General features: G+C 67.6%; 24 protein-coding genes and 2 pseudogenes. 5 read left to right on the top strand and 21 right to left on the bottom strand.

What is annotated here, in order from left to right:
• Positions 1 to 32: 32 nt before the first annotated feature.
• The 15 genes from QFZ33_RS02335 to dacB all read right to left on the bottom strand — a co-directional run bounded on the left by QFZ33_RS02335 (position 33) and on the right by dacB (position 16026).
• The gene (locus QFZ33_RS02335) at positions 33 to 1550 is read right to left on the bottom strand and encodes a DHA2 family efflux MFS transporter permease subunit (protein WP_307024507.1); all 1518 of its coding nucleotides are present in this window, start codon (positions 1548 to 1550) and stop codon (positions 33 to 35) included.
• Between the two features lie 149 nt (positions 1551 to 1699).
• A complete protein-coding gene (locus QFZ33_RS02330) occupies positions 1700 to 2629 on the bottom strand; it encodes a 4-phosphopantoate--beta-alanine ligase (protein WP_307024505.1) in 930 nt (309 codons plus the stop codon).
• A gap of 33 nt (positions 2630 to 2662) precedes the next feature.
• A complete protein-coding gene (locus QFZ33_RS02325; RefSeq protein WP_307024503.1) occupies positions 2663 to 3580 on the bottom strand; it encodes a Rossmann-like and DUF2520 domain-containing protein in 918 nt (305 codons plus the stop codon).
• Positions 3573 to 5183, bottom strand: coding sequence for a PH domain-containing protein (locus QFZ33_RS02320; protein WP_307024501.1), 1611 nt, complete (start codon positions 5181 to 5183; stop codon positions 3573 to 3575). Before QFZ33_RS02320 ends, QFZ33_RS02325 begins: the two co-directional genes overlap by 8 nt.
• The gene (locus tag QFZ33_RS02315) at positions 5180 to 5692 is read right to left on the bottom strand and encodes a PH domain-containing protein (RefSeq protein ID WP_307024499.1); all 513 of its coding nucleotides are present in this window, start codon (positions 5690 to 5692) and stop codon (positions 5180 to 5182) included. Before QFZ33_RS02315 ends, QFZ33_RS02320 begins: the two co-directional genes overlap by 4 nt.
• A complete protein-coding gene (locus QFZ33_RS02310; RefSeq protein WP_307024497.1) occupies positions 5673 to 6200 on the bottom strand; it encodes a DUF3180 domain-containing protein in 528 nt (175 codons plus the stop codon). The genes QFZ33_RS02315 and QFZ33_RS02310 overlap by 20 nt, the downstream gene beginning before the upstream one ends.
• Positions 6197 to 6796: a 2-amino-4-hydroxy-6-hydroxymethyldihydropteridine diphosphokinase gene (gene folK, locus QFZ33_RS02305; protein ID WP_307024495.1), complete on the bottom strand. Its 600-nt coding sequence runs from the start codon at positions 6794 to 6796 to the stop codon at positions 6197 to 6199. Before folK ends, QFZ33_RS02310 begins: the two co-directional genes overlap by 4 nt.
• Positions 6793 to 7152, bottom strand: coding sequence for a dihydroneopterin aldolase (gene folB / locus QFZ33_RS02300; RefSeq protein WP_307024493.1), 360 nt, complete (start codon positions 7150 to 7152; stop codon positions 6793 to 6795). Before folB ends, folK begins: the two co-directional genes overlap by 4 nt.
• 25 nt (positions 7153 to 7177) lie before the next feature.
• The gene (gene folP / locus QFZ33_RS02295) at positions 7178 to 8098 is read right to left on the bottom strand and encodes a dihydropteroate synthase (protein WP_307024491.1); all 921 of its coding nucleotides are present in this window, start codon (positions 8096 to 8098) and stop codon (positions 7178 to 7180) included.
• Between the two features lie 10 nt (positions 8099 to 8108).
• Positions 8109 to 8750 carry a GTP cyclohydrolase I FolE gene (gene folE / locus QFZ33_RS02290; protein WP_307024489.1) on the bottom strand — a complete coding sequence of 214 codons (642 nt, stop codon included), beginning with the start codon at positions 8748 to 8750 and terminating at the stop codon, positions 8109 to 8111.
• A 10-nt stretch (positions 8751 to 8760) separates the two neighbouring features.
• Positions 8761 to 10827 (bottom strand): ATP-dependent zinc metalloprotease FtsH, encoded by a 2067-nt coding sequence (gene ftsH, locus QFZ33_RS02285; RefSeq protein WP_307024487.1) that lies wholly within the window; start codon positions 10825 to 10827, stop codon positions 8761 to 8763.
• Positions 10828 to 11564: 737 nt separating this feature from the next.
• A complete protein-coding gene (hpt, locus tag QFZ33_RS02280) occupies positions 11565 to 12116 on the bottom strand; it encodes a hypoxanthine phosphoribosyltransferase (protein WP_111903204.1) in 552 nt (183 codons plus the stop codon).
• A gap of 29 nt (positions 12117 to 12145) precedes the next feature.
• Entirely contained in the window at positions 12146 to 13195 is a 1050-nt protein-coding gene (gene tilS / locus QFZ33_RS02275) for a tRNA lysidine(34) synthetase TilS (RefSeq protein ID WP_307031615.1), read from the bottom strand.
• A gap of 114 nt (positions 13196 to 13309) precedes the next feature.
• On the bottom strand, positions 13310 to 14428 hold the full coding sequence (locus QFZ33_RS02270) for a zinc-dependent metalloprotease (protein ID WP_307024485.1): 1119 nt from the start codon (positions 14426 to 14428) through the stop codon (positions 13310 to 13312).
• Between the two features lie 92 nt (positions 14429 to 14520).
• Positions 14521 to 16026, bottom strand: coding sequence for a D-alanyl-D-alanine carboxypeptidase/D-alanyl-D-alanine endopeptidase (gene dacB, locus QFZ33_RS02265; RefSeq protein ID WP_307024483.1), 1506 nt, complete (start codon positions 16024 to 16026; stop codon positions 14521 to 14523).
• 154 nt (positions 16027 to 16180) lie between these two features.
• Here dacB and QFZ33_RS02260 point away from each other — a divergent pair, with 154 nt between their 5' ends.
• Positions 16181 to 16669, top strand: coding sequence for an inorganic diphosphatase (locus tag QFZ33_RS02260; RefSeq protein WP_003799714.1), 489 nt, complete (start codon positions 16181 to 16183; stop codon positions 16667 to 16669).
• 158 nt (positions 16670 to 16827) lie between these two features.
• Complete coding sequence (locus QFZ33_RS02255) at positions 16828 to 17427, top strand: hypothetical protein (protein WP_307024479.1); 600 nt, start codon at positions 16828 to 16830, stop codon at positions 17425 to 17427.
• A 101-nt stretch (positions 17428 to 17528) separates the two neighbouring features.
• On the opposite strand, the gene QFZ33_RS02250 is transcribed toward QFZ33_RS02255, so the two are convergent.
• A complete protein-coding gene (locus QFZ33_RS02250) occupies positions 17529 to 18374 on the bottom strand; it encodes an HAD family hydrolase (protein WP_307024477.1) in 846 nt (281 codons plus the stop codon).
• A 125-nt stretch (positions 18375 to 18499) separates the two neighbouring features.
• Positions 18500 to 19780 (bottom strand): serine--tRNA ligase, encoded by a 1281-nt coding sequence (gene serS, locus QFZ33_RS02245; RefSeq protein WP_307024475.1) that lies wholly within the window; start codon positions 19778 to 19780, stop codon positions 18500 to 18502.
• Between the two features lie 55 nt (positions 19781 to 19835).
• Between serS and QFZ33_RS02240 the strand changes: the two are divergent.
• Both QFZ33_RS02240 and QFZ33_RS23820 read left to right on the top strand, forming a co-directional pair.
• Positions 19836 to 20879, top strand: a pseudogene (locus QFZ33_RS02240) (diacylglycerol/lipid kinase family protein); the annotation flags it as partial.
• A pseudogene (locus tag QFZ33_RS23820) lies at positions 20866 to 20946 on the top strand (hypothetical protein); the annotation flags it as partial. The pseudogenes QFZ33_RS02240 and QFZ33_RS23820, both read left to right, overlap by 14 nt.
• On the opposite strand, the gene QFZ33_RS02235 reads toward QFZ33_RS23820, so the two are convergent.
• From QFZ33_RS02235 to QFZ33_RS02225, 3 genes are all read right to left on the bottom strand, one after another.
• Complete coding sequence (locus tag QFZ33_RS02235) at positions 20943 to 21158, bottom strand: hypothetical protein (RefSeq protein ID WP_214857733.1); 216 nt, start codon at positions 21156 to 21158, stop codon at positions 20943 to 20945. The pseudogene QFZ33_RS23820 and the gene QFZ33_RS02235 overlap by 4 nt on opposite strands.
• A 92-nt stretch (positions 21159 to 21250) precedes the next feature.
• On the bottom strand, positions 21251 to 22231 hold the full coding sequence (pheA, locus tag QFZ33_RS02230; RefSeq protein ID WP_307024471.1) for a prephenate dehydratase: 981 nt from the start codon (positions 22229 to 22231) through the stop codon (positions 21251 to 21253).
• Between the two features lie 56 nt (positions 22232 to 22287).
• Positions 22288 to 22614 (bottom strand): rhodanese-like domain-containing protein, encoded by a 327-nt coding sequence (locus QFZ33_RS02225; RefSeq protein ID WP_307024469.1) that lies wholly within the window; start codon positions 22612 to 22614, stop codon positions 22288 to 22290.
• Between the two features lie 140 nt (positions 22615 to 22754).
• Here QFZ33_RS02225 and QFZ33_RS02220 point away from each other — a divergent pair, with 140 nt between their 5' ends.
• Positions 22755 to 24167: an amidase gene (locus QFZ33_RS02220; RefSeq protein WP_307031613.1), complete on the top strand. Its 1413-nt coding sequence runs from the start codon at positions 22755 to 22757 to the stop codon at positions 24165 to 24167.
• 60 nt (positions 24168 to 24227) lie between these two features.
• On the opposite strand, the gene QFZ33_RS02215 is transcribed toward QFZ33_RS02220, so the two are convergent.
• Entirely contained in the window at positions 24228 to 24770 is a 543-nt protein-coding gene (locus QFZ33_RS02215; RefSeq protein WP_307024467.1) for a DUF4190 domain-containing protein, read from the bottom strand.
• Positions 24771 to 24784 lie beyond the last annotated feature (14 nt).

Here is a 24784-nt window from a genome sequence, read left to right as displayed (position 1 = left end):
GCTCCCCTCAGCCCCGCCTCCGCCCTGCGCGCTTAGTGGGTGGGGGCGCCCTGGGGTGCTTCGGCGCCTGCTGTCTTGCGCATCATCGTGGAGAGGACGACGGCGGCAACGGCGATGACGGTCGCCGTCAGGAACGCTGCGTTCATGCCCGCAACGAGGCCGGAGCCCGCCGAAACGAGGGCGAAGATGGACACGAGCAGCGCCGTGCCGGCCGCGCCGGCCACCTGCTGCAGGGTACTCATGATGGCCGAGCCGTGCGAGTACAGGTGCGGCGGCAGCGGGTTCAGGCCCGTGGTGAACGCGGGCGTAAAGAGCAGCGCCAGCCCGAAGCTGAGCCCGACGTGTAGGGTGACGATCCACCAAACCGGAGTGCCGGCGTCGAGCATCGCGAACTGCCACAGGGTCAGGACCATCAGCGAGGATCCGGTGACAGTGAGCGGCAGCGGCCCCACCTTGTCGAACAGGCGGCCGATCACCGGGCCGAGCAGGCCCATGGCCAGGCCGCCGGGCAGCAGGACCAGGCCGGTCTCGAGGGACTGCAGGCCGCGGATTTCCTGGAGGTACAGCGGCAGCAGGATCACGGCGCCGAACAGGGCCACCATGGCCACCACCATCAGTAGCACGGAGACCGTGAACATTCGGAAGTTGAAGGCCCGCAGGTCCAGCAGCGGGGCCTCGGACTTCTGCAGCCGGAGCTGGCGGAACGTGAACGCGGCAAGGCCGGCGACGCCAAGAACCAGCGCCACCACGGCAAGCGTGTTCGGGCCGCTGCTGCCTCCGTGGCCGCCGCCGATTTGGCTGAGGCCGTAGACAAGGCCGCCGAAGGCAGGGACGGTCAGCACCACGGAGAGGAAGTCGAGCCTGGATTTCTCGGTCTCGCCGACGTTGGTCAGGAACTTTGCGCCGATGGCCAGCGCTGCCAGTGCGATGGGCAGCACGAAGATGAACATGAAGCGCCAGGAGAAGTGCTGCAGTATGAACCCGGAGACGGTGGGCCCCATGGCCGGTGCAACGGAGATGGCGATGCTGACGTTGCCCATCACTGCACCGCGGCGGGCCAGCGGCACCAGTGTGAGGATGGTGGTCATCAGCAGCGGAAGCATGATGGCGGTGCCGCCGGCCTGGATGATCCTTGCCAGCAGGAGGATCTCATAGCCGGGCGCCGCTGCGGCCAGCGCGGTACCGCCAGCGAACAGGCCCATCGCCAGGAGGAAGACGGCGCGCGTTGACAGCCGCTGGAGGATGAACCCAGTAGTCGGAATCACCACCGCCATGGTCAGCATGAACCCGGTGGAGAGCCACTGGACGGTGGGGGCATCCACGCGCAGGTCCACCATGAGCCGCTGCAGGGCAACATTCATGATGGTTTCGTTCAGGATCACCACGAAGGTGGCCACCAGCAGCGTGACGATCACCGTCACGGACTCGCGGGACATCCTGTCCGAGGGCCGTGCTGCGGCCGGCGCCGGTGCTGCGGCCGGGGATGCAACGGGAGCGGCCGGCTCCTGGGCAGGTTCGCCAGACGAATTGGACGTGACTTTGGTAGACATGGCGAGGCCCTCAGGGTGTTGGAATTGGTGGCTGGCGGTCAGCGCCGCTGCAGACTCCAACAGTGTAATGGCCGGACCCATTCCAGTACACGGGTTTTAGCCAGCCGAGATTCAAGTCACCCGGGAATTGAGCGCCGGCACTATATCTGTCAGGAGTTGAGCGGCACGTTGTCGATCAGCCGCACGGCGCCTACCTTCGCGGCAACCAGTGCAAGCCCTTCACCGCGGAAGGGTGTCTCGTGGCAGTTCTCGGCGAGCGGCTCCAGCGCGACGGGATCGACGACGTCGAGGTAGTCGAGCCGGACCAGGGGCTGGGACTCGATCAGGGCCCTGGCCGAACCGACATCAAGCGGCTCGTTCGCGTTCGCCCGCTCCTCAATGAGGCGCAACGCGCGGGACAGGACCAGCGCTGCCTCGCGCTCCTCGTCGGAAAGGAAGCGGTTCCGGCTGGACAGCGCCAGCCCGTCGGTGTCGCGGGCGGTTGGCACGGCAACGATCTCCACGGGGAAGTTCAGGTCGGCCACCATGCGGCGAACCAGGGCCAGTTGCTGGGCGTCCTTCTGCCCGAAGTAGGCGCGGTACGCCGGCAGCCCGCCGCCGGAGCCGGCAACGAAGGCGCGTGCGCCGGGAAGGCCGGTCCCGGGGATGCCCAGGTGCAGCAGCTTGGCCACGACGGTTAGCGCGCCGTCGAAGTGGCCGGGCCGGGATGCGCCCTCCCATTTGTCCCCGAGCGGGCCGGAAGTGATTCTGACCATCGGCTGCCCGTCGGGGTACATCTCCTCGACCGACGGCGCGAAGACCAGATCCACGCCCTGCTCCTCAAGCAGCGCCATGTCCGCCTCGAGGGTCCGCGGATACCGGTCCAGGTCCTGCGCCTCGCCGAACTGCAGCGGGTTCACGAAGATAGAGGCCACCACTACGTCGTTCTGTTCGGCGGCGGTTCGCGCCAGCCGCCCGTGGCCCGCATGCAGGGCGCCCATGGTGGGCACGAGGCCCAGGGAGGAGCCGTTCTTTTGCGTCAGCAGCAGTCGGCTTTGCGCACGGAGGGAGTCCGCCGTCGTTACGAGTCGGATTGCCATGTCAGTGTCCTCCCTTGGGCCCCGTGGCCGGTTTCATGCACGGCCGTCATCTTGGCCGTCGTCGTCTGTGCCCTCAAGTGCGGTGCGAATATGGTCCGCCTGATCCGGCTTCAGCAGGCCCCGCCCTTCGGCGCGCCTGGCGGTGGCCTGAGCCATGGCGAGGTACGCCGCGAGGACGTCGCCGCCGGTCCCGCCGTCGTGCTCCCGCAGCGCGCGGGCGTGCGCCTTCACCGTTCCGGCGTCCCCCCGCGCCACCGGACCCGTCAGGGCCGACTCGCCGGAGGCGAGCGCGTTCTCCAGGGTCGCCCGCAGCAGCGGCCCGAGCATGCGGTCCGGCGCCTCGACGCCCACCTCGGCCAGCAGCTGCGACGCCTGCGCCACGAGCGTGACCATGTGGTTCGAACCGTGGGCCAGAGCCGCGTGGTAGATGGTGCGGTCGCCCTCGGCGATCACCACGGGTTCGGCCCCCATCTCGACGACGAGCGCCTGGGCGATGGGAAGCATGGCGGCGTCCGCCGTGACACCGAACGTGCAGTCCAGCAGCCGGGTCAGGTCGAGGCTCATGCCGGTGAAGGTCATGGCCGGGTGCAGCGCCAGCGGCACGGCACCGGCCGCCCGGACCGGATGCAGCACGCCGACACCGAACCGGCCCGACGTGTGCGCCACGAGCTGGCCGGGCTGCCACGCACCGAGCTTGGCGAGCCCCTCCACCAGCCCGCCGAGGGCATCATCCGGAACTGCCAGGAGCACCAGTTCCGAGCGTTCCACTATGTCCTGGATTTCCAGGACGGGAACGCCGGGCAGCAGGGTTTCGGCCCGTTCCCTGCTCGCGTCGGAGACGGCGGAAACCCCGACGACGGCGTGCTCGGCTGCGCGGAGCGCCGCACCGAGGACAGCACCCACTTTGCCGGCACCGATGATTCCGACGCCGAGGCGTCCTGGCTTAGCCACGTTGCTGGCCTTCCTGCTGGGGTGCTGTGGGGGTGGGATTGGGGGTGGGGCCACGCCAGCCGGGTTCCCTAGGCGAGCTTGCGAGCTTAGGGGGCTGGTGGGGAGGCTCAACCTGTGGGGCGGGCTCGGTTTCGCTCCCCGGCCGCTCAACCAGCGGAGTTGAGACCGGCACCACTTGGGCAAGCCACTGTTCGCTCGTCTGCCGCCGCCGGGCCGCCCTCGCGCGGGCTGCCTGCGCGTCGAAGAGCGCTTGCGCCTCCCGGATGTCCGCCTGGATCACCCGTGGAGCGACCGGCCCTGCAGTGGTGTGCAGCACGAGGTCGGCCAGCCCTAACCGGCGCGCCAGGGGTCCCTGCTGCAGCGCGATAGACTGCGTCCGCTGGTGCGGGACCATCACAAGCTGCCTCCACCAGCGGCCCGACCGCATGAGCAGTGCGGTGTCTGTGGCCGCGAAGGCGTTGCGCCGCCAGCCCAGCGGCGCAAGCAGCCACGCCCGGCGCGGCGTGGTGACAAAGCCGCCGTCGGAATCCAGTCCATTCACACCCTGCTGGAAAACGCCCAGCGGATCAGCCGTTCCCGGATCCGGCAGCACGAGCGCCATCATGTTCAGGACGTCATCCATCTTTCCCACCGGCAGCAGCGTGGTGCGGGAGCCCCCCTCGCCGTTATTCGCCCCGGCCCCGTAACCGGCGGCGTTGACCTGCATCCGGTACCAGCCGAAGAGGCGCCACAGGGGCGGCTGCGCCACCTTCAGCGCCTGGATCCGGCCCGGCGGCAGTGTCTGCGCCTGCGTGTCGAGAAGCCCGTACCGGAGCCGGATGCCGTCCGGGGAGATGGCCGCCGTGAAGTTATAGCCCTTGTTGAACGAGCTCCAGTATGCGGCGACGAAACCAAGCGCAGCCGGAATCAGATAAAGGAAGAAAGCCCTGTTTTCGGTGAGCGCGGACAGCACCACGGACGCCGCGGCACCCAGGACAATGAACACTGTCTGCTCGCTGAGCAGGAGCGAGCCAAACAGGCGCGACGGCGGGACCTGCAGGACCTGCTGCTCCGGCGCCTCGGGAGCGGCGGCTGCGGGCTGCGCGGGATCCAGCCGGACGCCCGATGCGCGGGCGAGGATGGTGGCGCGCAGCTGGCGGGCATCGCCAATGCGCAGGTAGGCCAGGCGGACGGCCGACTCGCCGGCGTCGGCAACTTCGAACTTCAGTTCCGCGAGGCCGAAGATCCTGGCGAGCAGAGGCTGGACTATGTCGATGGCCTGGACCCGGTCCAGCCTCGCCTGCCGCTGCTGCTTGAACAGGAAGCCGGTGTTGACACGGACGTAGCCCTCCGCCACCTGGTACCGGGTGAAATACCAGGACAGGATGAAGCTTAGGACCGCCAGCACCAGCATTAATGCCCCGGCGCCCAGGAGCCACGGGGCGCGCCCCGCGAAGCGGTCATCGATCAGCGGCTGGCCCTGCAGCATCCGTTCGAAACTGTCACGCCCGAAGAAGTAGCCGATGGCGGCCAGCGCAACCCAGCCCCGAACAAACGGTGTCGCCGGGTGCACGCGCAGCCACTCGCCGTCGGGCTTTCCGGAAGCGAGGCCGCCGGCGCTCACAGCCCGGCCAGCCTGGCTTCGCCGCGCGCCGAGAGCTGTTCCCTGAGCCGGGCGCCTTCCTCGGCGGGAAGGCCGGGAATGCCGGCGTTGGTGCCGGCCGATGCCGTATGCAGCTTCAGGGAGCACAGGCCCAGCCCGCGTTCCACCGGGCCGGCGCTGATGTCCACGTACTGCATGCGGCCGTACGGCACCACCATGACGCGCTGGAAGAAGATGCCGCCGCGGATGAGGAGGTCGTCCTCGCGCTCGGCGTAGCCGATGGCCCGCACCTGCCGGGGGATCAGGACCAGGCGCCACAGCGCCAGCAACAGCATGAAAGCCGGAAGGCCGATGGCCAGCCAGAGCGGCGGCCACCGCCACCAGCCGAGCCGGACAAACACCAGCGGCAGGCTGAGCACGGTCACCATCACCAGGTTGCCGAGGGCCCACTCCACGAGCCGGACCGTGACGTACTTCGGGGACACGCGCAGCCAGGTGATCCCGGGGGGATCAATCGCCGCGGTAGGCATACTCGCCTTCCCCCTTGGCCTTGCCCCGGCCATGGCCCGGCAAGCCCTCTGCAGCGTCCGTCTCGCCGTCCTCCGGCGGGATCTTGCAGAAGCGTTCGACGACGAGCCCCACCACGATCATGACCAGCCCGCCGCCGGCCATGCCGAGGGCGAGCCAGGTGACGTCCAGCCCGCTGCGAATGCTCCAAAACCGCAGCTGGTCCAGGAAGATCCCGGCGTGCCAGCCCAGCAGCATTGCGCCGGTGTAGGCACAGGCCTGGGCGAGGACCAGGGTCCACGCCGCCAGGATGGGGTTCAGCATTTTCTTCTTTTTGCCGTTCCGCCAGCGCAGCACGCGGATGCCCAGCACCAAGGTCAGGGCGACGATCACGCCCATGCTTACTAGCGCCGTGGCCGGCAGGACCGGCGTGGCCATGCCGTAGCGGACGGTCAGGACGGCAGCGGACCAGCCAGCGATGGCCAGGGCAAGGCCCACGACTGCGAGCAGCAGCGGGCTCACGGGTTTCACGGCTGCTCCACCGCCCCGCCGTCGGGCACGCCGTCGAAGTCCCCGAAGCCGTCGAACGGCTTCAGATCCGGGAAGTCGGCGGCCTTGGCGGCCAGCTCCCCCACCGGCTGCCCGTTCAGGGTGGCCGAGGGGTCCATCTGGGACCAGGGATAGAGCACGAAGGCCCGCGCTGCGGCCAACGGGTGAGGCAAGGTCAGCACAGGATCGGAACTTTCGATGTCCCCGTAGACGATCACATCGACGTCGAGCGTGCGCGGACCCCAGTGGATCTCACGAACTCGGTGGTGCTTGTTCTCCACCGACTGGCAGTGCCGGAGCAGTTCGAGCGGTTCCAGCGATGTTTCGACCGAAATCACCATGTTGAGGAAGTCCGGCTGCCCGGCGGGGCCGCCGACGGCCTTGGTCTGCACTATCGGCGAGACGGCCAGGAGCCGCACCTCCGAGCGGTCCACAAGGTCCGCCACGGCCTCGGACAGCGTCTCGTTCCGCGCCCCGAGGTTGCTGCCCAGGGCCAGTACCGCGCGCGAATAGCTGGTCTTCGCCGGTGCCGGCTTCTCGTGGACCGGTTTCTCATGCAGTGCGGGCGCCGGATTCATGTCCGCTCCCGGTAGACGCTGACGGCGACGTCGCCGAAGGGAACCTCGATGGGAGCTTTCGGCTTGTGCACCGTGATCTCCACGGCCTGGATTTTGAATTCCTTGAGCAGGCCCTCGGCCATCCGCACCGCCAGTCCTTCTATCAGGTTCAGGGGCTCGCCGGTGATCCAGTCGGTGATCCGTCCGGCCACCTCACCGTAGTGGGCGGTGTCGCGGACGTCGTCCGACTCCGCAGCCCGGCTGAAATCCAGGTGCAGCACGGCGTCCACAACAAACGGCTGGCCTTCGCGGCGCTCAAAATCGAACACCCCGTGGTAGCCGGTGGCGGTGACACCGGTCAGCGAGATCCTGTCCATGGCGGTTCTGCTCGGCCTTTCTTGGTCAGCGGCCGTGATCCGGCGCCGCCATGCGGGCGGCCACCTTGACGGCGTCAAGGCTGGGTCCGACGTCATGCACGCGCACGGCCCAGGCGCCGCGGGCGGCGCTGATGGCAGTGATAGCGGCCGTGGCGCCGTCCCGCTCTTCCGGGAGCGCCGCCTTGCCGGCGACCGTCAGGAGCGTGCCCAGGAAGCGCTTGCGGGACGCGCCCACCAGCACCTTGTGGCCCATGGCGTCGAGCCGGTCCAGGTTCCGTAGCAGTTCCCAGTTCTGCACGTCAGTTTTCGAGAACCCGATGCCCGGGTCCACGATGATCTGCTCGGGCAGGACGCCGGCCGCATACAGCTTGTCGCGGACGCCGTTCAGCTCGGAGACGACGTCGTTCGCGACGTCCTCATACTCCGTCAGGGAAGTCATGGTCTTGGCATCGCCGCGGCGGTGGGTCAAGACATACGGCACCTTGGTCTTCGCCACGAGCTCGGCCATGCCGGGTTCGATGGTTAGGCCGGAGATGTCATTGATGATCGCCGCGCCGGCATTCAGAGCGGCCTCGGCGGTGGAGACGTGGGTGGTGTCGATGCTGACCAGCGCGCCGGCTTTCACGAGGGCTGCGATGACAGGCACCACCCGGCGCTGTTCTTCCTCCGGGCTGACTTCCTCGGCGCCGGGGCGGGTGGATTCGCCGCCGACGTCGATGATGTCGGCTCCCGCGTAGAACATCCGGAGGCCCGCGGCGATGGCGGTGTCTGCCGTCGCGTGCTTGCCGCCGTCGCTAAACGAATCGGGGGTGACGTTGAGGATGCCCATGACGAGCGTGCGGTCGGTGGGCAGGTCGTCGAACTTGGCTGCCGGCCGCGGTTTGCGCAGGATGGGCAGGGGTGATGTTGCGGGTCCGGTTCCAGGTGCTGCAGCTAGGGAATCCATAGTCTGTTTTTTACCTTCCGAGTATGAGGCTCATGGCCTCGGCACGGGTGGCCGGGTCATGAAGTTGCCCGCGAACCGCGCTTGTGACGGTTTTGGCTCCGGGCTTGCGGATGCCGCGCATGGACATGCACATGTGTTCGCATTCCACCACCACGATGGCTCCGCGCGGCTTGAGGAATGTGACCAGCGCTTCAACGATCTGGGTTGTGAGTCGCTCCTGCACCTGCGGGCGGCGGGCGTAGATGTCCACCAGGCGTGCCAGCTTGCTCAGGCCCGTCACCCTGCCGTCATGCGAGGGGATGTACCCCACATGCGCGACGCCGTGGAACGGCACCAGATGGTGCTCGCAGGTGGAGTAGAACGGGATGTCCTTCACCAGCACGAGTTCCTCGTGGTCGAGCTCGAACGTGGTGCCGAGCACGCTGCCCGGATCCTGGTGCAGGCCGGCAAACACCTCGGCATACGCCTTGGCCACGCGCTTGGGCGTGTCCAGCAGCCCGCCGCGGTCCGGGTCCTCGCCTATGGCCAGCAGGATTTCCCGCACGGCTGCTTCAATCCGGGGCCTGTCCACCTTGTGGTGGTGGTGGCCGGATCCGCCCACCGCCGAATGGTCGGCGGGGGCAGTGAGGTCGTCGTCGTCGAAGTGAGTCACACCAAAGAGCTTAGCCGCGGTGGCCGTCTGATCCCGCTTCCGTTACTCCGCCCTGGAAGGAGGCATCCTCCGGAACTCCCTGGGGGTGCGGCGGAATCGCGTCCAGCGGTTCCTCGAGGCGGGCTTCCTTGGCTTCTTCCTGGGCCTCGCGTTCGGCACGTTCCTGACGGGACTCCACAGGACCGGCAGCCTGCACCGGACGGGTTTCCTTGGACAGCCAGACCTCGCGGAAGTCGCGCTTGCGGATGTCGCGGAAGATGTCGGCGATCTCCGACTGATTCAGCGTTTCCCGTTCCAGGAGTTCCAGAGCCAACCGGTCCAGGACGTCCCGGTTTTCGGTGAGGATGGCGTAGGCCTCGTCGTGGGCCTGGTCGATCAGGCGGCGGACCTCCTCATCCACGATGTAGGCGATCTGGTCGGAGTAGTTCCGCTCGTGGCTGGCATCCCGGCCAAGGAACGGCTCGCCGCCGCCCTGGCCCAGGCGCACGGCGCCCACGCGCTCGCTCATGCCGTACTGCGTGACCATCTGGCGGGCCGTGGAGGTGGCCTTTTCGATGTCGTTGGAGGCACCCGTGGACGGATCGTGGAAGACGATTTCCTCGGCCACGCGGCCGCCCATGGCGTACGCCATCTGGTCCAGGAGCTCGTTGCGGGTGATGGAGTACTTGTCGTTCTCCGGGACCACCATTGTGTAGCCCAGTGCGCGGCCGCGGGGCAGGATGGTGATCTTGGTGACCGGGGCGGAGTTACGCAGCGCCGCGGCAACCAGGGCGTGCCCGCCTTCGTGGTAGGCCGTGATCTTGCGCTCGTGCTCCTTCATGACGCGGCTGCGCTTCTGCGGGCCGGCCATGACGCGGTCAATAGCTTCATCCAGTGCGCGGTCGTCGATCAGGTTGGCGTTGGAGCGGGCTGTCAGCAGCGCAGCTTCGTTCAGCACGTTGGCCAGGTCAGCGCCGGTGTAGCCGGGGGTCTTCTTGGCCACGGCCTTGAGGTCCACGCCCTGCGCGATCGGCTTGCCCTTGGCGTGGACCTGGAGGATCTGGTCGCGCCCGATCAGGTCCGGGGCTTCCACGGAAACCTGGCGGTCGAAGCGCCCTGGGCGCAGCAGCGCCGGGTCCAGCACGTCGGGCCGGTTGGTAGCCGCGATCAGGATGACGTTGGTCTTGACGTCGAAGCCGTCCATCTCGACCAGGAGCTGGTTGAGGGTCTGCTCGCGTTCATCGTTGCCGCCGCCGATGCCGGCACCACGGTGGCGGCCGACGGCATCGATTTCGTCGACGAAGATGATGGCGGGTGCGTTGGACTTGGCCTGCTCGAACAGGTCGCGGACGCGGGAAGCACCCACACCGACGAACATTTCCACGAAGTCGGATCCGGAGATGGAGAAGAACGGGACGCCGGCCTCGCCTGCGACGGCGCGCGCCAGAAGGGTTTTGCCGGTGCCCGGAGGGCCGTAGAGCAGCACCCCCTTGGGGATCTTGGCGCCTACGGCCTGGAACTTTGCCGGCTCTGCAAGGAATTCCTTGATCTCCTGGAGCTCCTCGACGGCTTCGTCAGCGCCAGCGACGTCCGCGAAGGTTACCTGCGGCATGTCCTTGCTCACCATCTTGGCCTTGGACTTACCGAACTGCATCACCTTGGAGCCGCCGCCCTGCATGCGGGAGAGCAGGAACCAGAACAGGACGCCGAGCAGCAGCACAGGCACCAGCAGCGAGAAGAGCCCCGAGAGCCAGTTACTCTCGATCGGCTGGTCCGTGTAGCCCTTGGAGGGGCTGGCAGCAGTCACTGCCTTGACGACGTCCGGGCCGCGGTCATTGACGAAGAAGAACTGGACGTTCTTGCCCTTGTCCTGGCCGTCGATGACGAGGTTGTCTTTCAGCACCAGGTCGACGCGGTTTTCGCCGTCGAAGATCTTGGCCTGTTCCACCTTGCCGCTCTGGGCGAGGAGCTCGAGGCCCGGCTGCGTGTCGATGCGCGTCGAGCCGCCCGGAGCCAACGTTGCAAAGGCCAGCAGGAGCATGCCGACCACCACAATGATCCAAATGCCCGGGCCCTTGAAGAAACTCTTAGCTTTCATCTGTTCGGGGGCTGGCCCCGTCCCTCCTGGTAGTGCTGCACGGCGCGAGGACTGCGCGCGTGTGGTGCTGCGTCGCTTCTAGCTATACACCGTCAGGAGTAATTCACGCACGGTGTAATACAAAAGTTCCCTCTGGGCGTAGTGGCTGGTCGGGCCGGGGTCCCGTCGTTGCTGGGCCGGCCACCTTCATTTCTGCACCGCTTTCCGGGCACCCCGGAAAACGGCCCCGCGGCATCGCCGGGCCGGGCCCACGGAGCGTGCCGCGAAAGTGGCGCAGAAATGCCCTGCCAGTTGACTGCGACCGGCCATCCACAGGGTCCCGCGGCATGCAGCCCACGGACTTCCTCACACGGCACGGTGGCGTGGCCAGGCTAGCCCACCTGCGGCGGGCGGGGTTTACCCGAGGCCAGGTTGGCCAGGCGCTGAACTCCGGGGTGATGCTGAACGACATCCGGCGGAACAGCGTTGGGGCAGCCTCCGGCTACAGGGTGTTGGCGCTACCTCTACGAGGATGGGCTGCACCAGCCGGAGGAGATGCTGGCGCAGATCCGGCTGACCCTCGCCACGCCCCCGCGGACGCCCTGCTGATCCGGCCCCGGCGGACTTTTCTGCGCCTCTTTAAGCGGCTCGCGTTTAAGCGGCTCACGCCGCCGTCGAGCCCGTGGTTCCAGGGCTCGACGGCGGCGCGGCCAGCGAAAGCGGGTGCAAAAATGCGGGGCTGGCTTGCGCGGCAGGCGCTACTCGTAGACGTGCGGGGCGAGGGTGCCCACGAAGTCCAGATTGCGGTACTTTTCGGCGTAGTCCAGGCCGTAGCCCACCACGAACTCGTTGGGGATGTCGTAGCCGACGTACTTGACGTCGATCTCCACCTTGGCGGCGGTGGGCTTGCGGAAGGCCGTGCAGATTTCCACCGACGCGGTGCCGCGTGATTCGAGGTTGGTCTTCAGCCAGGACAGCGTGAGGCCGGAGTCGATGATGTCCTCAACGATGAGCACGTCCTTGCCCATCAGGTCCGTGTCGAGGTCCTTGAGGATACGCACCACACCGGAGGACTGCGTGCCGGAGCCATAGGAGGAAACAGCCATCCAGTCCATGGAAACATGGCTGTGAAGTGCCCGCGCGAGGTCAGCCATCACCATGACAGCGCCCTTCAGCACACCGACGATGAGCAGGTCGCGCCCTTCGTAGTCCTTGTCGATCTGGGCCGCGAGCTCGGTGATGCGCTGCTGGATCTGTTCCTTGGTGTAGAGAACGTGCTTGAGGTCTGCCTGGACGTCGGATGAATCCACCAATTGCTCCTGTGTAGATGCGGGTGCGACTATTTGCGGGACGGTTTATGAAGCCGGAATACAAGCTTCCCACAGCGGGCGGCCTCGCGGGGAACGCCTTCCGCCCCGCCCTGCCCGTGGGCACGCTCCCGGTCCTGCAGCTCGGCAAGCGAAAGACGGTACACGCTAACCCCGCCGGGCAGTTCCACCGGACCGGCCGAGCCCTTCCGCCGCAGCAGTGCTTCCGCCGCCAAAAGGCGCTGATAACTGGGCTGTTGGCCGCCGACGGCGGCAGCCGCCTTTGCGATCACCCGGAACCTGATGGCCGGGGCCAGTTCAGTCAGGGCAGCCTCCGGGAGGCTGGCGTCCGGGCCGTCGTGCTCAACGAGCGAGGTGTAAGTGCTGTTGGCCACGTCCTCCAGATAGTCGGCATCCAGCTGCAGGATGGCGGCCGAACGTGCCAGGGATTCGGCCACCCCCGGGCCGAGTTTTTCCTCCAGCACCGGCATGACCTCCACCCTGGTCCGCGAGCGGGCGAAGGCGGGGTCGGCGTTGCTGGGGTCGTGCCATGCGTCCAGCTCCTCTGCACGGCAAATGTCCAGGGTGTCCGCCCTGCGCAGGCCGAGGAACGGCCGGAGCAGCTTCCCCCGCGCAGGCCGCATCCCGGCCAGGGACCGTGTGCCCGAGCCGCGGGCCAGGCCCAGCAGCACCTGCTCCGCCTGGTCGTCGAGCGTGTGCCCCAGGAGGACGGCACCGGCTCCCCACTCCCCCGCCGCCGCGTCGAGTGCGGCGTGGCGGGCATCGCGGGCTGCGGCTTCCGGTCCGAAACCTGTGGAGGCGACATCGACCGTGCGGATCTGCACCGGGTCCAGGCCGAGCTCCCGCAGGGTCTCAGCGGTTCTAGCGGCAACGTCGGAGGAACCGGCCTGCAACTGGTGGTCCACGACCACCGCGCCGACGGCCACCGGCCGGCCGTCAACGTGGCCGCGCCGGGCGAAGTAGGCGGCCACAGCGGCCAGGGCCAGGGAGTCGGGGCCCCCGCTGCAGGCCACCAGGACCCGTTCTGGGTAACCCGCTTCAGCCAGGGCAGCCTGCAGCATTTTCCGTGCCGTGCCGAGAACCGGAGCCAGCCGGCCCGGCCGCCTCCTGCCGCTGGGAACAGGTTCGCTGGGAACACGGCCGCCTGCAGTGTTGGGGAGGTTCTGCACGGAAACCTAGAAACCCATCCTGTCGAGCCAGATCCTGGCGTTGTGGATTTCCTCCTCGGTGGGCAGGTTCGCCGGAGCCTCCCAGACCCGGTTGAAGCCGTCCATCCCGGCCACGTCCACCACGGCGCGGACAAACTTGGCGCCGTCGCTGTACTGCTTCATCTTGGCGTCGAGTCCCAGCAGGCTGCGGATAAATTTTTCGATGACTCCCCGGTCCTTGCCGCGGGCGTTGAACCGCTGCCGGATGGTCTTCACGGACGGGACGATGCTGGCGTCCACGGCGTCCATCACCACGTTGGCGTGGCCTTCGAGCAGGCTCATGACCGCCGTGAGGCGGGACAGCGAGGCCTTTTCCTCAGGGTCCTGCAGGAGATCGAGGATGGCGCCGCGGCCCGGAGTGGAACCGCTGGCGGCGCGGTCCTTGAGCGAGCGTGCGGCTGCTGAAGCGCGTTCCATCAGGGAGTCCACGTTGCCCAGCAGGTGGCCGCTGAGGTTGTCGATCTCGTTCAGCATGTGGTGCCGGAGCCAGGGTGCGGCGGCGAACTGCACCCGGTGCGTCTGCTCATGCAGGCACACCCAGAGCCGGAAATCCGTGGGATTCACATTAAGCTCACGCTCGACGGCGATGATGTTGGGCGCGACGAGCAGCAGGCGGCCGCCCGACGGCGCCTGCGATCCTTCGGCGAGGGCGGCGAAAGGATCGTATTGGCCCAGGACCTTGCTGGAGAGGAATGCCAGGACGGCGCCGAGCTGGCCGCCGGTGATGGCGCCGCTGACGGCGGCGGCTCCGGGGCTGATGGTGCCGCGGCGGCTCTCCAGCATCTTTTCGATGGCGGGCTTCAGCATCACCGCGAAGCTCTGCGTGTTGGCCTTCGCCCAGGAGGCACGGTCCACCACCAGGACCGATGAGTCACGGAGGTCGCGTGCAGCTTCCAGCCCGGTGATCTTGTGAACGTGCGCAACGGAGGCATCCGCCAGCTCGCGCAGCTGGGAGACTGCGTCCCCGATCTCGGCGGCAGTCAGCGACGGACCCGGCGGAGCCAGCCGTGCTGCGGCGGACGCGGCAAGGTCCCAGTTGATGAGGGCCTGGGCAGGGGCGGATGACTGGCTTGCAGTGGACTCCATACGGTCCATCAGAACATACACGCCTGTCAGCGCGCCTTAAGTTCGCTGACCGGCGAACCGGCACGGGGCTGCCGCGGAAGCCGGAGGCAGCCCTAGCTGCAGCCGCAGCCGGCCAGCGCCGTGGCCGCCGTGTCCAGGGCCGGCTTGTTGCCCTCGGCTCCTGGCGTCAGGCCGTTGCCGATGAAGGAGAACACCAGAAGCCGGCCGTCGGCGTCCACCACGTACCCGCTCAGCGCGATGACCGTGTTCAGGGTTCCCGTTTTGGCCCGCACCAGGCCGGCGCCCTCGGCCGTGGACTCGTCGATATATCTGTCCCCGAGCGTGCCCGTCAGCCCCGCCACCGGGAACCCCGCCAGTGCGGCCCTGAGCCGGGCGTCCTTGCCGTGGGTGATGGCGCGCACCACCTCCGAGAATTGGCGGGCGGATACCTGGTTGGCAAGCGCCAGGCCGGAAACGTCGGCCGCGACCATCCCTTCCGTGGGAATGCCCAGGCCGGAGAGCTGCCCCAGAACGGCGGCCCTGGCAGAGTCATTGGTCGCCGGCTGGCCGCCCGCCACAGCTGTCATGCGGCCAAGGGTTTCGGCGAGGTAGTTGTCCGAGGTCTGGAGCATGAGGTCCACCTGCTGGCTGACCGTCGCGGACTGCACTTCGGCGAGGACTTTGGCGTCCGCCGTCGGCTTTCCGTCAAGACGTACGACGGCGGGTGCCACCGTGAGGCCCGCGGCCGCACCGGCCGCTTTAAGGCCGGCAGCGAACGCCTCCCCCGCGGCGATGGCGGAGTCCTGGGGCCGGGGTGCCGTGGTGTCTGCAGGATCAAACCGTGCCGAATTCAGGGCGAGCGGAAACAGCGGGGCCGTCTCGCCGGCGGCAACGTCATCCGGGCTCCAGGCCGGGTTCAGCGCCGGCCCGGTGAAGAGGGAATCATCCACAAGCACCTGGACCTGCCCCTTAAAACCGCCCTTCCGCAGTGAGTCCGCAGTCAGTTTGGCCAGCGTGCCGAGCCCGGCATGGCCCAGGACTTTGTCCCCGGCAGATTCGCCGGCGCCGAGCAGGACGTCGCCGCCACCCACCAGCACCACGGACCTCGTGGTGGCAGCAGCACCCGGTGTTGCCCCTGCAGCGGGGCCGTCGACCACCTTGGTGCTGAACCGTTCCTCGGGGCCGATCCCCCGCAAAGCGGCCACGGCGGTGAGGAGCTTCATGTTGGAGGCGGGGATCCTAGTGGCGGCGCCTTCCCGGTCATAGAGGACCTGGCCGGTGGCGGCGTCCTGGACCACGGCCGTGAAGGAGCCGCCGCCGTCGGTCTTGAGGACGGGGTCCAGCTGGGCCGCCACGTCGGCGGGAACCGGCACCGGCGCCGCGTTGCTGAGCGGATCGATGCCCTGCGGCACGGACAGGCGTTCCGGGACCAGCTGCCAGGCGGGGGTCTGGGCAGGCCGGGCCGTGGACCGGGCCGGGCCGGTCAGCGCGGCCGAAATGAGCAGCCCCGCGGGAAGGGCCAGCGCCAGGAGGAGTACCGTGATCAGGAGGGTGGGCCAGCTGCGGACCATTGTGGAAAGCCTGCCGCGGCCGCTCGCCGTGCCCCTGGTGCTGCTCATGCTGCTGGTCCTCAAAGTCCTGAAATTACCCCATTAGTTCCTGAAACCTGGGCCTCTCGCTATATCCTCAATAGTAGTCGGCGGCACCGACAGTCCATTTTTGGTTGATCATCGCGTGTGCCGCGTACACCAAGCAATCGTCGAGGAGCATTCCATGAAGCATGACGTGACCATCGAGATCCCCAAGGGATCGCGCGTCAAGTACGAAGTCGACCACGAGACCGGCCGAGTCCGCCTGGACCGTGTCCTCTTCACTTCCATGCAGTACCCCACCCATTACGGCTTCTTCGAGAACACCCTCGGTGAAGACGGCGACCCTCTGGACGCGCTGGTGCTCCTGCAGGACTTCGATCTGCACCCGGGCGTCATCGTCGAAGCCCGTCCGATCGGCGTCTTCAACATGACGGACGACGGCGGCGGGGATGCCAAGGTCCTCTGCGTTCCGGCCGACCCGCGGTTCGACCACATCCAGGAAGTCAGCGATGTCAACGAGTTCCTGATCAAGGAAATCGAGCACTTCTTCACCCGCTACAAGGACCTAGAGCCCGGCAAGTGGGTCAAGGCCGAAGGCTGGGCCGACCGCGCGGCTGCCGAAGCTGAACTCGAGGCTTCCATCAAGCGTTACGTGCCCGCAGCACACTAATTCGTCTAGCCCGACGGCTGGGCCCCGCCGCCAAGGTTTCCTGGCGGCGGGGGCCCAGCCGTCGTTGTTTTCTGCTGTTCGCCCGACCGTGAGATCCGTAACGTCCCGTAGGCTCCCAGCTTGCCTCGGGCTGGCCACCCGGTAGTCTGAGGTCCACCATGTTCACGCTGACTATCAATCAAACAGACAGCCGGCGCGACGGCGACCGGGTCCCGCATCTCCTCAAGGACCTACGGCATATCCCGGCGCGACTGGACTTTGACCGCTCTGTGGAGGACGAGGTGCAGGGCATCGTGGATTGCCCGCATCAGGCGGTGGATGCCGCCCTGATCGCGCTCCGCTGCGGGAGCTGGTATGTGGGGATCGGCGTGGGCCCGGTAAACGAGCCACTGCCGAATCAGATCAAGGACGCCAGCGGGCACGGCCTCATCTACGCCCGCCGTGCCGTGGACCGCATCCGCAACAGCAAAGAGCGCATCCCTGTGGCCGTGGAGGGTCCCATGACGGAGGTCGCGGCCGAGTCCGAGTCGGTCCTTCGCCTGCTCGGCCACATAGTCCGGGACAGGAGCGAGGCCGAGTGGCGCGTGCTTGACCTGATGACCCCGGGGGTGCGCGGCCAGCAGAAGACCGTGGCCGCCGAACTCGGCATTACGTCCCAGGCTGTCAGCAAGGCTGTGGCGAGGTCGCAGTGGAACGAGGAGCACGCAGCCCGGCCGGCAGCGGCCAGGCTTCTCTCGATGATCCTCGACGTGCGGTGAAACCGGCCCACTGCGGTAAAACCGGCGCAGTGCGGTAAAACCGGCGCAGTACGGTAAAACCAGCCCCGACAGGGGCCGGCCGTTACACAGGAAACCGCCCCTTACAAAAGGCCGCGCAGCACGTGGGCGGCGCCGTCGTCGTATACGGACTTGGTGACCTCGTCCGCGGCGGCGACCACTTCCTCCGGAGACTGTCCCATGGCCACCCCACGGCCCGCCCAGGTGAGCATCTCGATGTCGTTGCGGCCGTCGCCGATGGCAACCGTGGCAGCGGAATCGACGCCTAGGCGGCTGCGGAGGTTCTCCAGTGCGCTGGCCTTGGTGACGCCGGCCGCGGCGATATCCAGCCACGCGGTCCAGCCGACGGAATAGGTCACGCCGGCAAGGCCGATGTGTTCGATGGCTTCATTGAACTCCTCCGGCGTGTTCTCCGCGCTGAAGACGACGACGCGAACGGCCGTGGCCTCGAGCATGGTCTGGAAGTCCACGCCTATGGCTTCGACACCGAAGCTCGCGTCCTGGAAGCGCTCGGTGGAAAGGAAGTTCCCGTCCTCGTCCTCCAGCGCATATTTCGCTGCCGGCAGGCGCTTGCGGAGGGCGCGGAGCGCCGGGCCGGGATCAAAGGTGGCCTTGTGGATGATGTCGTAGCCGTTGGGCAGCCCTGGGTCCAGGCGCAGTGTCACGCCGCCGTTGCAGCAGACGGCGTAACCGCGGTCCAGGCCGATCTGTTCGATGATGGGGAGGGTGGCGTTGAGCGATCGTCCGGTGGCGATCAGTACCTCGTGGCCGGCCGCGACCACCGCCTGTGCGGCGTCGCGGACTGGAGCGGACATGTGGCCGTCGTGGTCCACGAGAGTGCCGTCCACGTCCAGGGCGATCATCAGTTTCTGTCGCGGTTCTCGCCGGTCATCGGTGCCGGCGGCTGAGGATTCAGTCAGTGTAGTCATGCTTCCTAGTAGACCAGACGCCCCTGACACCAGCTAGGACGCAGGCCACAGCAGCGTATGAACAGCGGGTAAATACCCACAGGTTATCCCCCGTGTGAGTATTTACCCGCTGGGCGGAGTTCAGGCTAGAGAACCGGGAAAACCTGGAGTCCGCCGAGGTACTTCTGCAGGGCCGCGGGCACGTTGACGGAGCCGTCGGCGTTCTGGTGGTGTTCCAGGAGAGCGACGATCCAGCGCGTGGTTGCCAGCGTGCCGTTGAGTGTGGCCACAGCACGGGTGCCCTTGGGGCTGCCGTCCTCGGTGAACACGCGCTCACGGATGTTGAGGCGGCGCGCCTGGAAGGTGGTGCAGTTGGATGTGGACGTCAGCTCCCGGTAAGCGCCCTGGGTGGGGACCCAGGCTTCGCAGTCGAACTTGCGGGCCGCGGACATGCCGAGGTCGCCGGCGGCGGTGTCGATTACACGGTAGGGCAGCTCGCACTTGGCCAGCATCTGCTCTTCCCAGGCCAGCAGGCGTTCATGCTCCGCCGCAGCGTCTTCCGCCGTGGTGTAGATGAACATCTCCACCTTGTTGAACTGGTGGACGCGGATGATCCCGCGGGTGTCCTTGCCGTGCGAGCCGGCCTCGCGGCGGTAGCAGGAGCTTTGGCCGGCGAAGCGGATGGGGCCGGTGGAGAGGTCCAGGATCTCGTCCGCGTGGTACCCGGCGAGGGGCACCTCCGAGGTGCCCACCAGGTAAAGGTCGTCCTCGGCGAGGCGGTAGATCTCGGCGTCGTGCTTTACGTCGAACCCGGTGCCCTGCATTGTCTCGGGGCGGACGAGCGTGGGGGTGATCATGGGAATGAAACCGGCCTCGATGGCCTGTTCCATTGCCATCTGCAGCAGGGCCATTTCCAGCCGGGCGCCCACGCCGCGAAGGAAGTAGAAGCGTGCCCCGGAGACCTTCGCGCCGCGCTCCATGTCTATCGCGCCGATCAGCTCGCCGATTTCGAGGTGGTCGCGGGGCTCAAAGTCAGGGAATTCGCGCGGCGTGCCCACGGTCTTGACCACAACGTAGTCGTCCTCGCCCCCTGCCGGCACGCCGTCTTCAATGAGGTTGGGGATGCTGCGCAGCAGTTCTTCCTGCTTGGCCTGCGCTGCGTCGGCCTCGGCCGAGGCAGCCTTCACCGCACCCGCAAGTTCGCGGACCTCGGCGAGCAGCGCCTGCTTTTCCTCGCCCTTGGCCTGCGCCACCTTCTTGCCGAACACGTTCTGTTCGGCGCGGAGGTTCTCGAAGCTGATCAATGCTGTGCGGCGCGCGGCGTCTGCGTCGATGATCGCGTCCACCAGGGTTTCGTCCGCACCGCGGGCGCGCTGGCTGGCGCGGAACTTGTCCGGATTTTCGCTGAGGTCTTTTACGTCGATCACCAGACAAGGGTATCGAATCTGCGGGACACTCCGGGCGGGATAGTGTTGGAGCACCATGAGCGACCTGCTTCTTTACGTCCTGATCGCTGCAGCCCTGGCCTTCGCCGTCTCCAGCTGGTGGGGCGTGCGCAAGCTGAAGGCCTTGCATGTCCGCAGCGCCGTGCGGGAAATGGCCCACGAACACGGCCTGGAACGCCAGCGCGTCGCCGTCATCCTCAACCCCATCAAGGCCAAGGCCGATGAAGCCCGCGCCACCATCCAGCGCGCCTGCCTGACTGCCGGCTGGGAGGAGCCCCGCTTCTTCGAAACGACGGCAGAGGACCCGGGCCACTCGCAGGTCCGGGCGGCGCTGGAGTACGGAGCCGACGTCGTTCTTGTGGGCGGCGGCGACGGTACCGTGCGCGTGGCGGCTGAGGCCCTCGCGCACACCGGGGTGGCCATGGGCCTGATCCCCCTCGGCACCGGCAACCTGCTGGCCCGGAACGTGGACCTGAACGTCTACGACCTGTATGGCAACGTCCAGACAGCGCTCTTCGGCCACCAGCGGTTCATCGACACGGCGCGGATGGAAATCGAGAACTCGATCACCGGCCACTCCTCAAGCCACTCGTTCCTCGTCATGGCCGGCATCGGCATGGACGCCGAGGTTGTGGGTGACACGAACGATGGCCTCAAGCGCGCCGTCGGCTGGCTTGCCTACACGGAAGCGGGAGTCCGCCATCTTCCCGGGCGCAGGAAGAAGGTTGCCATCTCCCTGGATGACCAGCCTGACCAGTCGAGGAAGATCCGCAGCGTCCTGTTTGCCAATTGCGGCCTGGTGCCGGGCGGCATCGATCTTATCCCGCAGGCCATGATCGACGACGGGATGCTGGACGTGGTGGTCATGAGCCCCCGCAGCGCCGTGGGCTGGCTGGCGATGTACGCCAAGATCCTGTTCAAGCACAAGCGGCATCTGCCCGTCATGAGCGTGTACCGCTCCGGCAAGGTGGTCATCAGGTGCCCGGAACCCATGCCCACGCAGCTCGACGGCGACACGTCGGGGAACGCCACGAAGGTGACGGTCCAGGTGGAGCCGGGATCTCTGCTGGTGCGGGTCAGGGAAGGAACGGCGCGCCTGGGAACGCCCGGCTAGGCTGACTGCGCCCCTAGGCTGGCTGCGCCCCTAGGCTGACTGCGCGGAGCCGGCGTGCTTGGCGGCCTCGGCAGCGGCCTTAGCGGCTGCCCGGGCCTCGGACTGTTCGCGGATCATGGCCTGCTCCTCTTCGAAGCGCAGGCGGTCCGCACGGTCGGCCTCGTCCCCGTCCCAGTCCTGGTTCTCAGCTGTGGGCTTGGGATTGACGATCATTCCCTGGCCGTCATTGTCATTCTTGTCCGACATGACCCGCTCCTTTCGTTGGGGCCATCCCTTTGTTGATCAGGCAAGCATACGCACAGCGACAGGGGCAGGGAAGTGCCCCGAGGGGCATTTATCTACGCTGACGGCGAAGCTGCCACCGGCAACTCCGAGCCCAGGGGTCCGTTGCCGAGTATCCCTTTGACCCATGCATGCGCTGCCAGGAATGCCTCGTCGGACGTATGCTCCGGCACCACAGGCGCCTGCGCATCGGCACGGCCGTAGGAACCGAGGAACCGCGTGGCGGGACTGACGCGGTGCAGGCCGGCGAGGGCGTCGGCCACCCTCGCATCGCCCACGTGGCCGTCGGCGTCGATGCTGAAGAAGTAGTGCCCCAGGTACTGCCCGGTGGGCCGGGACTCGATGCGGCTCAGGTTGACGCCGCGGGTGGCGAACTGGTCCAGGATTTCCATCAGGGCGCCGGGCCGGTCCTCGGGAAGGGGCACTACGACCGTTGTCTTGTCCGCGCCGGTCCGGGCCGGCAGGACGCCCGGACGGCTGACCAGGATGAACCGGGTCACGGCGCCGGGATTGTCACCGATGTTCTCGGCCAGCACGTGCAGGCCCGGCTGCTCCGTCGCGACTATGGGCGCGCAGATGGCGGCGTCGTAGTGCGCGTCGCCCTCCAGCAGCCCCATCGCAGCAGCGGCCGTGGAGGAACCGGGAATGTATTCAGCGCCGGGAATATGCTCGTCCACCCAAAGCCGGCACTGTGCCCAGGCGTGTCCGTGAGTGGAGATCCGGCGGATGTGGGAAAGCTCGACGCCGGGCCTCGCCACCAGCACGAAGCTGATAGGCACGAGGGCCTCCCTGATGATCCGCAGTTCCTGTCCGGTGGCAATAGCGTCCAGGGTGGCCGTGACGCCGCCCTCCACCGAGTTCTCGATGGGTACCATCGCAGCATCGGCCGATCCGTCACGCACCCGGTCCAGCGCCGCGTTGACATTGGAGGACGGGATGCGCACGGCTTCGGCCGCATCTGGAACCTGCAGGAGCGCCGCCTCCGTGAACGTGCCCTCGGGGCCGAGGAAGGTGTAGGTGCGGCGGGCGGCGGGCATGGGTATTCCTTTGCGGGTACGGGAAGGGCAGAGCGACGGCGGGCCGGCGGACCGGCCTACAGAACCACGGGCTTGAGGCCGTTGTCGGACACCAGCGGCTTGCCGGATTCCAGCCATTGGTCCATTCCGCCGGCCACGTTGACCGCCGTGTAGCCCTGGCCCACCAGCCATTGGGCTGCGCGGAAGGAACGCCCGCCCGTCCGGCAGATGACATACAGGTCCTCGTCCGGGTCGAGGGCGTCCAGCCGTCCGGGCAGTTGGTCCAGTGGGATGTGCAGGGCGCCTTCAGCGTGCCCGGCTGCCCATTCGTAGTCCTCCCGCACGTCCAAAATGGTGGCGTCCGCGGGGACGTCCTTCACGGTGACGGTATCGAAGTCGCTCATGGGAGTCCTCTCCTTGGCCTCAAGCTCTCAGCTCCAGCGTATCGCCAGCGCAGCACCCCGTACCCTTCGGCCGGCACAGGTTACGCTGGTCCGAAGCCCGCGAGCCCCCGCAAAGGAGCACTGTGTCCGCCCCATACCGCCTGGCTGACATCCACCACCTGCCTGCAGTGCAGCTGAGGGCAGCGCTGCGTTCCGGAGAGCTCTCCGCCCGCGAAGTCACGGCCCATTTCCTGGCGCGGATCGAGGAATCGAACCCGAGACTGGGCGCCTTCATCACCGTGACCGGGCCGAGGGCGATGGCCGAGGCCGCCGCCGCTGATGCACTGTTCGCCCGGCGTCACCCGGACCAGCCGCTGCCGCCGCTGCATGGGATGCCGGTCGCATTCAAGGACCTCACCGATGTTGCCGGCGTGGTCACCACCCACGGCAGCGCAGCGCTGGACCGTCGTCCGGCACCGGCCGACGGCGCCCTCGCGGTGGCTCTCAGGGGCGCAGGTGCCATCTCCCTCGGCAAGACGCAGGTTCCTGAATTCGGGCTGACGGCCTACAGCGAAAACCGGATTGCACCGCCGTCGCGCAATCCGTACGCCCTGAGCAGGAGCTCGGGAGGTTCGTCCGGCGGCAGCGCCGCTGCCGTGGCGGCGGGGATGGTGCCGTTCGCGCCCGGGACCGACGGCGGCGGGTCTATCCGGATTCCGGCGGCGGCATGCGGCCTGCTGGGCCTGAAGCCCGGCCGGGGCGTTGTTCGCGCGGGTGAAAGCAGCGGGGATCCCGCCCGGCTGGTTGTGGCCGGACCGCTGGCGCGCTCTGCGGCCGATGCCGCGCTGCTGCTGGATGTCTTGGCCCCCAACGACACCAATTACCTTGATGCCGTGGACCGTGCGCCTGCTTCGCTGCGGATCGGCGTCAGCTTGGACAGCCCATGGGGCGGGATCTTCCCGTTCACTCCGGATCCGGAGGCACGGGACGCGCTGGACGCCGGCGTCCGGCTGCTCACCGGTGCCGGGCACGACGTCGCCGAGGCTGAGATCCGGTACGACAACCGTTACCCCGACGCGTTCACCACCGCCTGGACGGCAGGAGTGGGTGCGGCCCGGATCGCGCCGCACCGCGAGGCGCTGCTAACGCCGCTGACGCGCACATTCCGGCGGCGCGCGCAGCAGCGGAGCGCCGCCAAACTCAACGAATGCCTCGCGTTCCTGCGGCAATTCGAGCGCGACACTCTGGCGCAGTACTCAGCCTGGGACCTGATCCTGACTCCTGCACTGGCCCAGACACCACGCCCGGTGGGCTGGTTCACCGGGTCGGGCCACGGGGACGGCCGGTGGCCCTCCCCGGAATGGGCGGGCGACGCCGACGGCGACTACCGCAGGCAGTGCGAGTTCGCGCCATGGTCATCCATGGTTAACGTGTGCGGCCTTCCGGCCGTCAGTATCCCCGTGCACTGGACCGGGGGCATTCCGGGAGAGGGGCTGCCGATGGGCATCCAGCTGATTGGCCGGTCCGGTTCGGAGTCGCTGCTCCTGCAGGTGGCAGCCCAGCTGGGATTCTGAGCGCATCCTCGGGCTCCCCTTGATCGCGCTAGCCTACGGTCAGATCGCGCTAGCCTTCGTTCAGATAGTGCTGGACGTGCTCGCGACGCTCGCCAGGATGGCCAGCCCCACAATCGCGAGGACCGTCAGGGCCAGGCCGAGATACCCCATCACCAGGCCGGCAATGGCGAAGCCGCGGCCTGACGGTTCACGCCGCAGCGCCATGTGGCCCAGGATCACGGCGGCCAACTGCGGCAGTATGAAGACCCCGAAGCCCAGGTAAACGGCGATGCCACAGCACAGGCTGGCAATGCTGAGGCCCTTCGGCTGGGGCGCTGCACCGTAGTACGACGGCTGGCCGTACGGGCTGGAATACTGCTGATTGTATTGCTGGCCATATTGTTGCCCGTACTGCTGGCTGTAGGGGCTCACTGGCTGGCCGTAGGCACCACCGGCGCCCGCGTCACTGTGCTGCCCGCCAAACTGCTGGCCAGGCGGGGTATTCAGCGGCGGGTTGTACAACGGCGGGGCCGGAATGTCCGAACCCTGCTGTTGACCGTACGGCGGTTGCTGGTGGGTGTCCGGTTTCGGCTCGTCGCCGATTCCGGGACGCTGCTCTGTCATGGAAATCCCCTCAT

The organism is Arthrobacter globiformis (assembly GCF_030815865.1).
Classification (GTDB): Bacteria; Actinomycetota; Actinomycetes; order Actinomycetales; family Micrococcaceae; genus Arthrobacter; species Arthrobacter globiformis_B.
Note: the sequence above shows the minus strand (reverse complement) of the source record. Positions and strands in the feature narration are given on the sequence as shown.

Excerpts from the sequence above, each read along its gene's own strand:
- folP (WP_307024491.1), bottom strand. The coding sequence starts at position 8,098 with ATGGATTCCCTAGCTGCAGCACCTGGAACCGGACCCGCAACATCACCC.
- QFZ33_RS02225 (WP_307024469.1), bottom strand. The coding sequence starts at position 22,614 with ATGAGCGACTTCGATACCGTCACCGTGAAGGACGTCCCCGCGGACGCC.
- folK (WP_307024495.1), bottom strand. The coding sequence starts at position 6,796 with ATGAATCCGGCGCCCGCACTGCATGAGAAACCGGTCCACGAGAAGCCG.
- QFZ33_RS02315 (WP_307024499.1), bottom strand. The coding sequence starts at position 5,692 with ATGCCTACCGCGGCGATTGATCCCCCCGGGATCACCTGGCTGCGCGTG.
- ftsH (WP_307024487.1), bottom strand. The coding sequence starts at position 10,827 with ATGAAAGCTAAGAGTTTCTTCAAGGGCCCGGGCATTTGGATCATTGTG.
- tilS (WP_307031615.1), bottom strand. The coding sequence starts at position 13,195 with ATGCTGCAGGCTGCCCTGGCTGAAGCGGGTTACCCAGAACGGGTCCTG.
- QFZ33_RS02255 (WP_307024479.1), top strand. The coding sequence starts at position 16,828 with ATGTTCACGCTGACTATCAATCAAACAGACAGCCGGCGCGACGGCGAC.
- pheA (WP_307024471.1), bottom strand. The coding sequence starts at position 22,231 with ATGCCCGCCGCCCGCCGCACCTACACCTTCCTCGGCCCCGAGGGCACG.
- QFZ33_RS02215 (WP_307024467.1), bottom strand. The coding sequence starts at position 24,770 with ATGACAGAGCAGCGTCCCGGAATCGGCGACGAGCCGAAACCGGACACC.
- folB (WP_307024493.1), bottom strand. The coding sequence starts at position 7,152 with ATGGACAGGATCTCGCTGACCGGTGTCACCGCCACCGGCTACCACGGG.
- QFZ33_RS02330 (WP_307024505.1), bottom strand. The coding sequence starts at position 2,629 with ATGGCAATCCGACTCGTAACGACGGCGGACTCCCTCCGTGCGCAAAGC.
- dacB (WP_307024483.1), bottom strand. The coding sequence starts at position 16,026 with ATGAGCAGCACCAGGGGCACGGCGAGCGGCCGCGGCAGGCTTTCCACA.
- QFZ33_RS02235 (WP_214857733.1), bottom strand. The coding sequence starts at position 21,158 with ATGTCGGACAAGAATGACAATGACGGCCAGGGAATGATCGTCAATCCC.
- QFZ33_RS02250 (WP_307024477.1), bottom strand. The coding sequence starts at position 18,374 with ATGACTACACTGACTGAATCCTCAGCCGCCGGCACCGATGACCGGCGA.
- QFZ33_RS02270 (WP_307024485.1), bottom strand. The coding sequence starts at position 14,428 with ATGGAGTCCACTGCAAGCCAGTCATCCGCCCCTGCCCAGGCCCTCATC.
- QFZ33_RS02335 (WP_307024507.1), bottom strand. The coding sequence starts at position 1,550 with ATGTCTACCAAAGTCACGTCCAATTCGTCTGGCGAACCTGCCCAGGAG.
- QFZ33_RS02260 (WP_003799714.1), top strand. The coding sequence starts at position 16,181 with ATGAAGCATGACGTGACCATCGAGATCCCCAAGGGATCGCGCGTCAAG.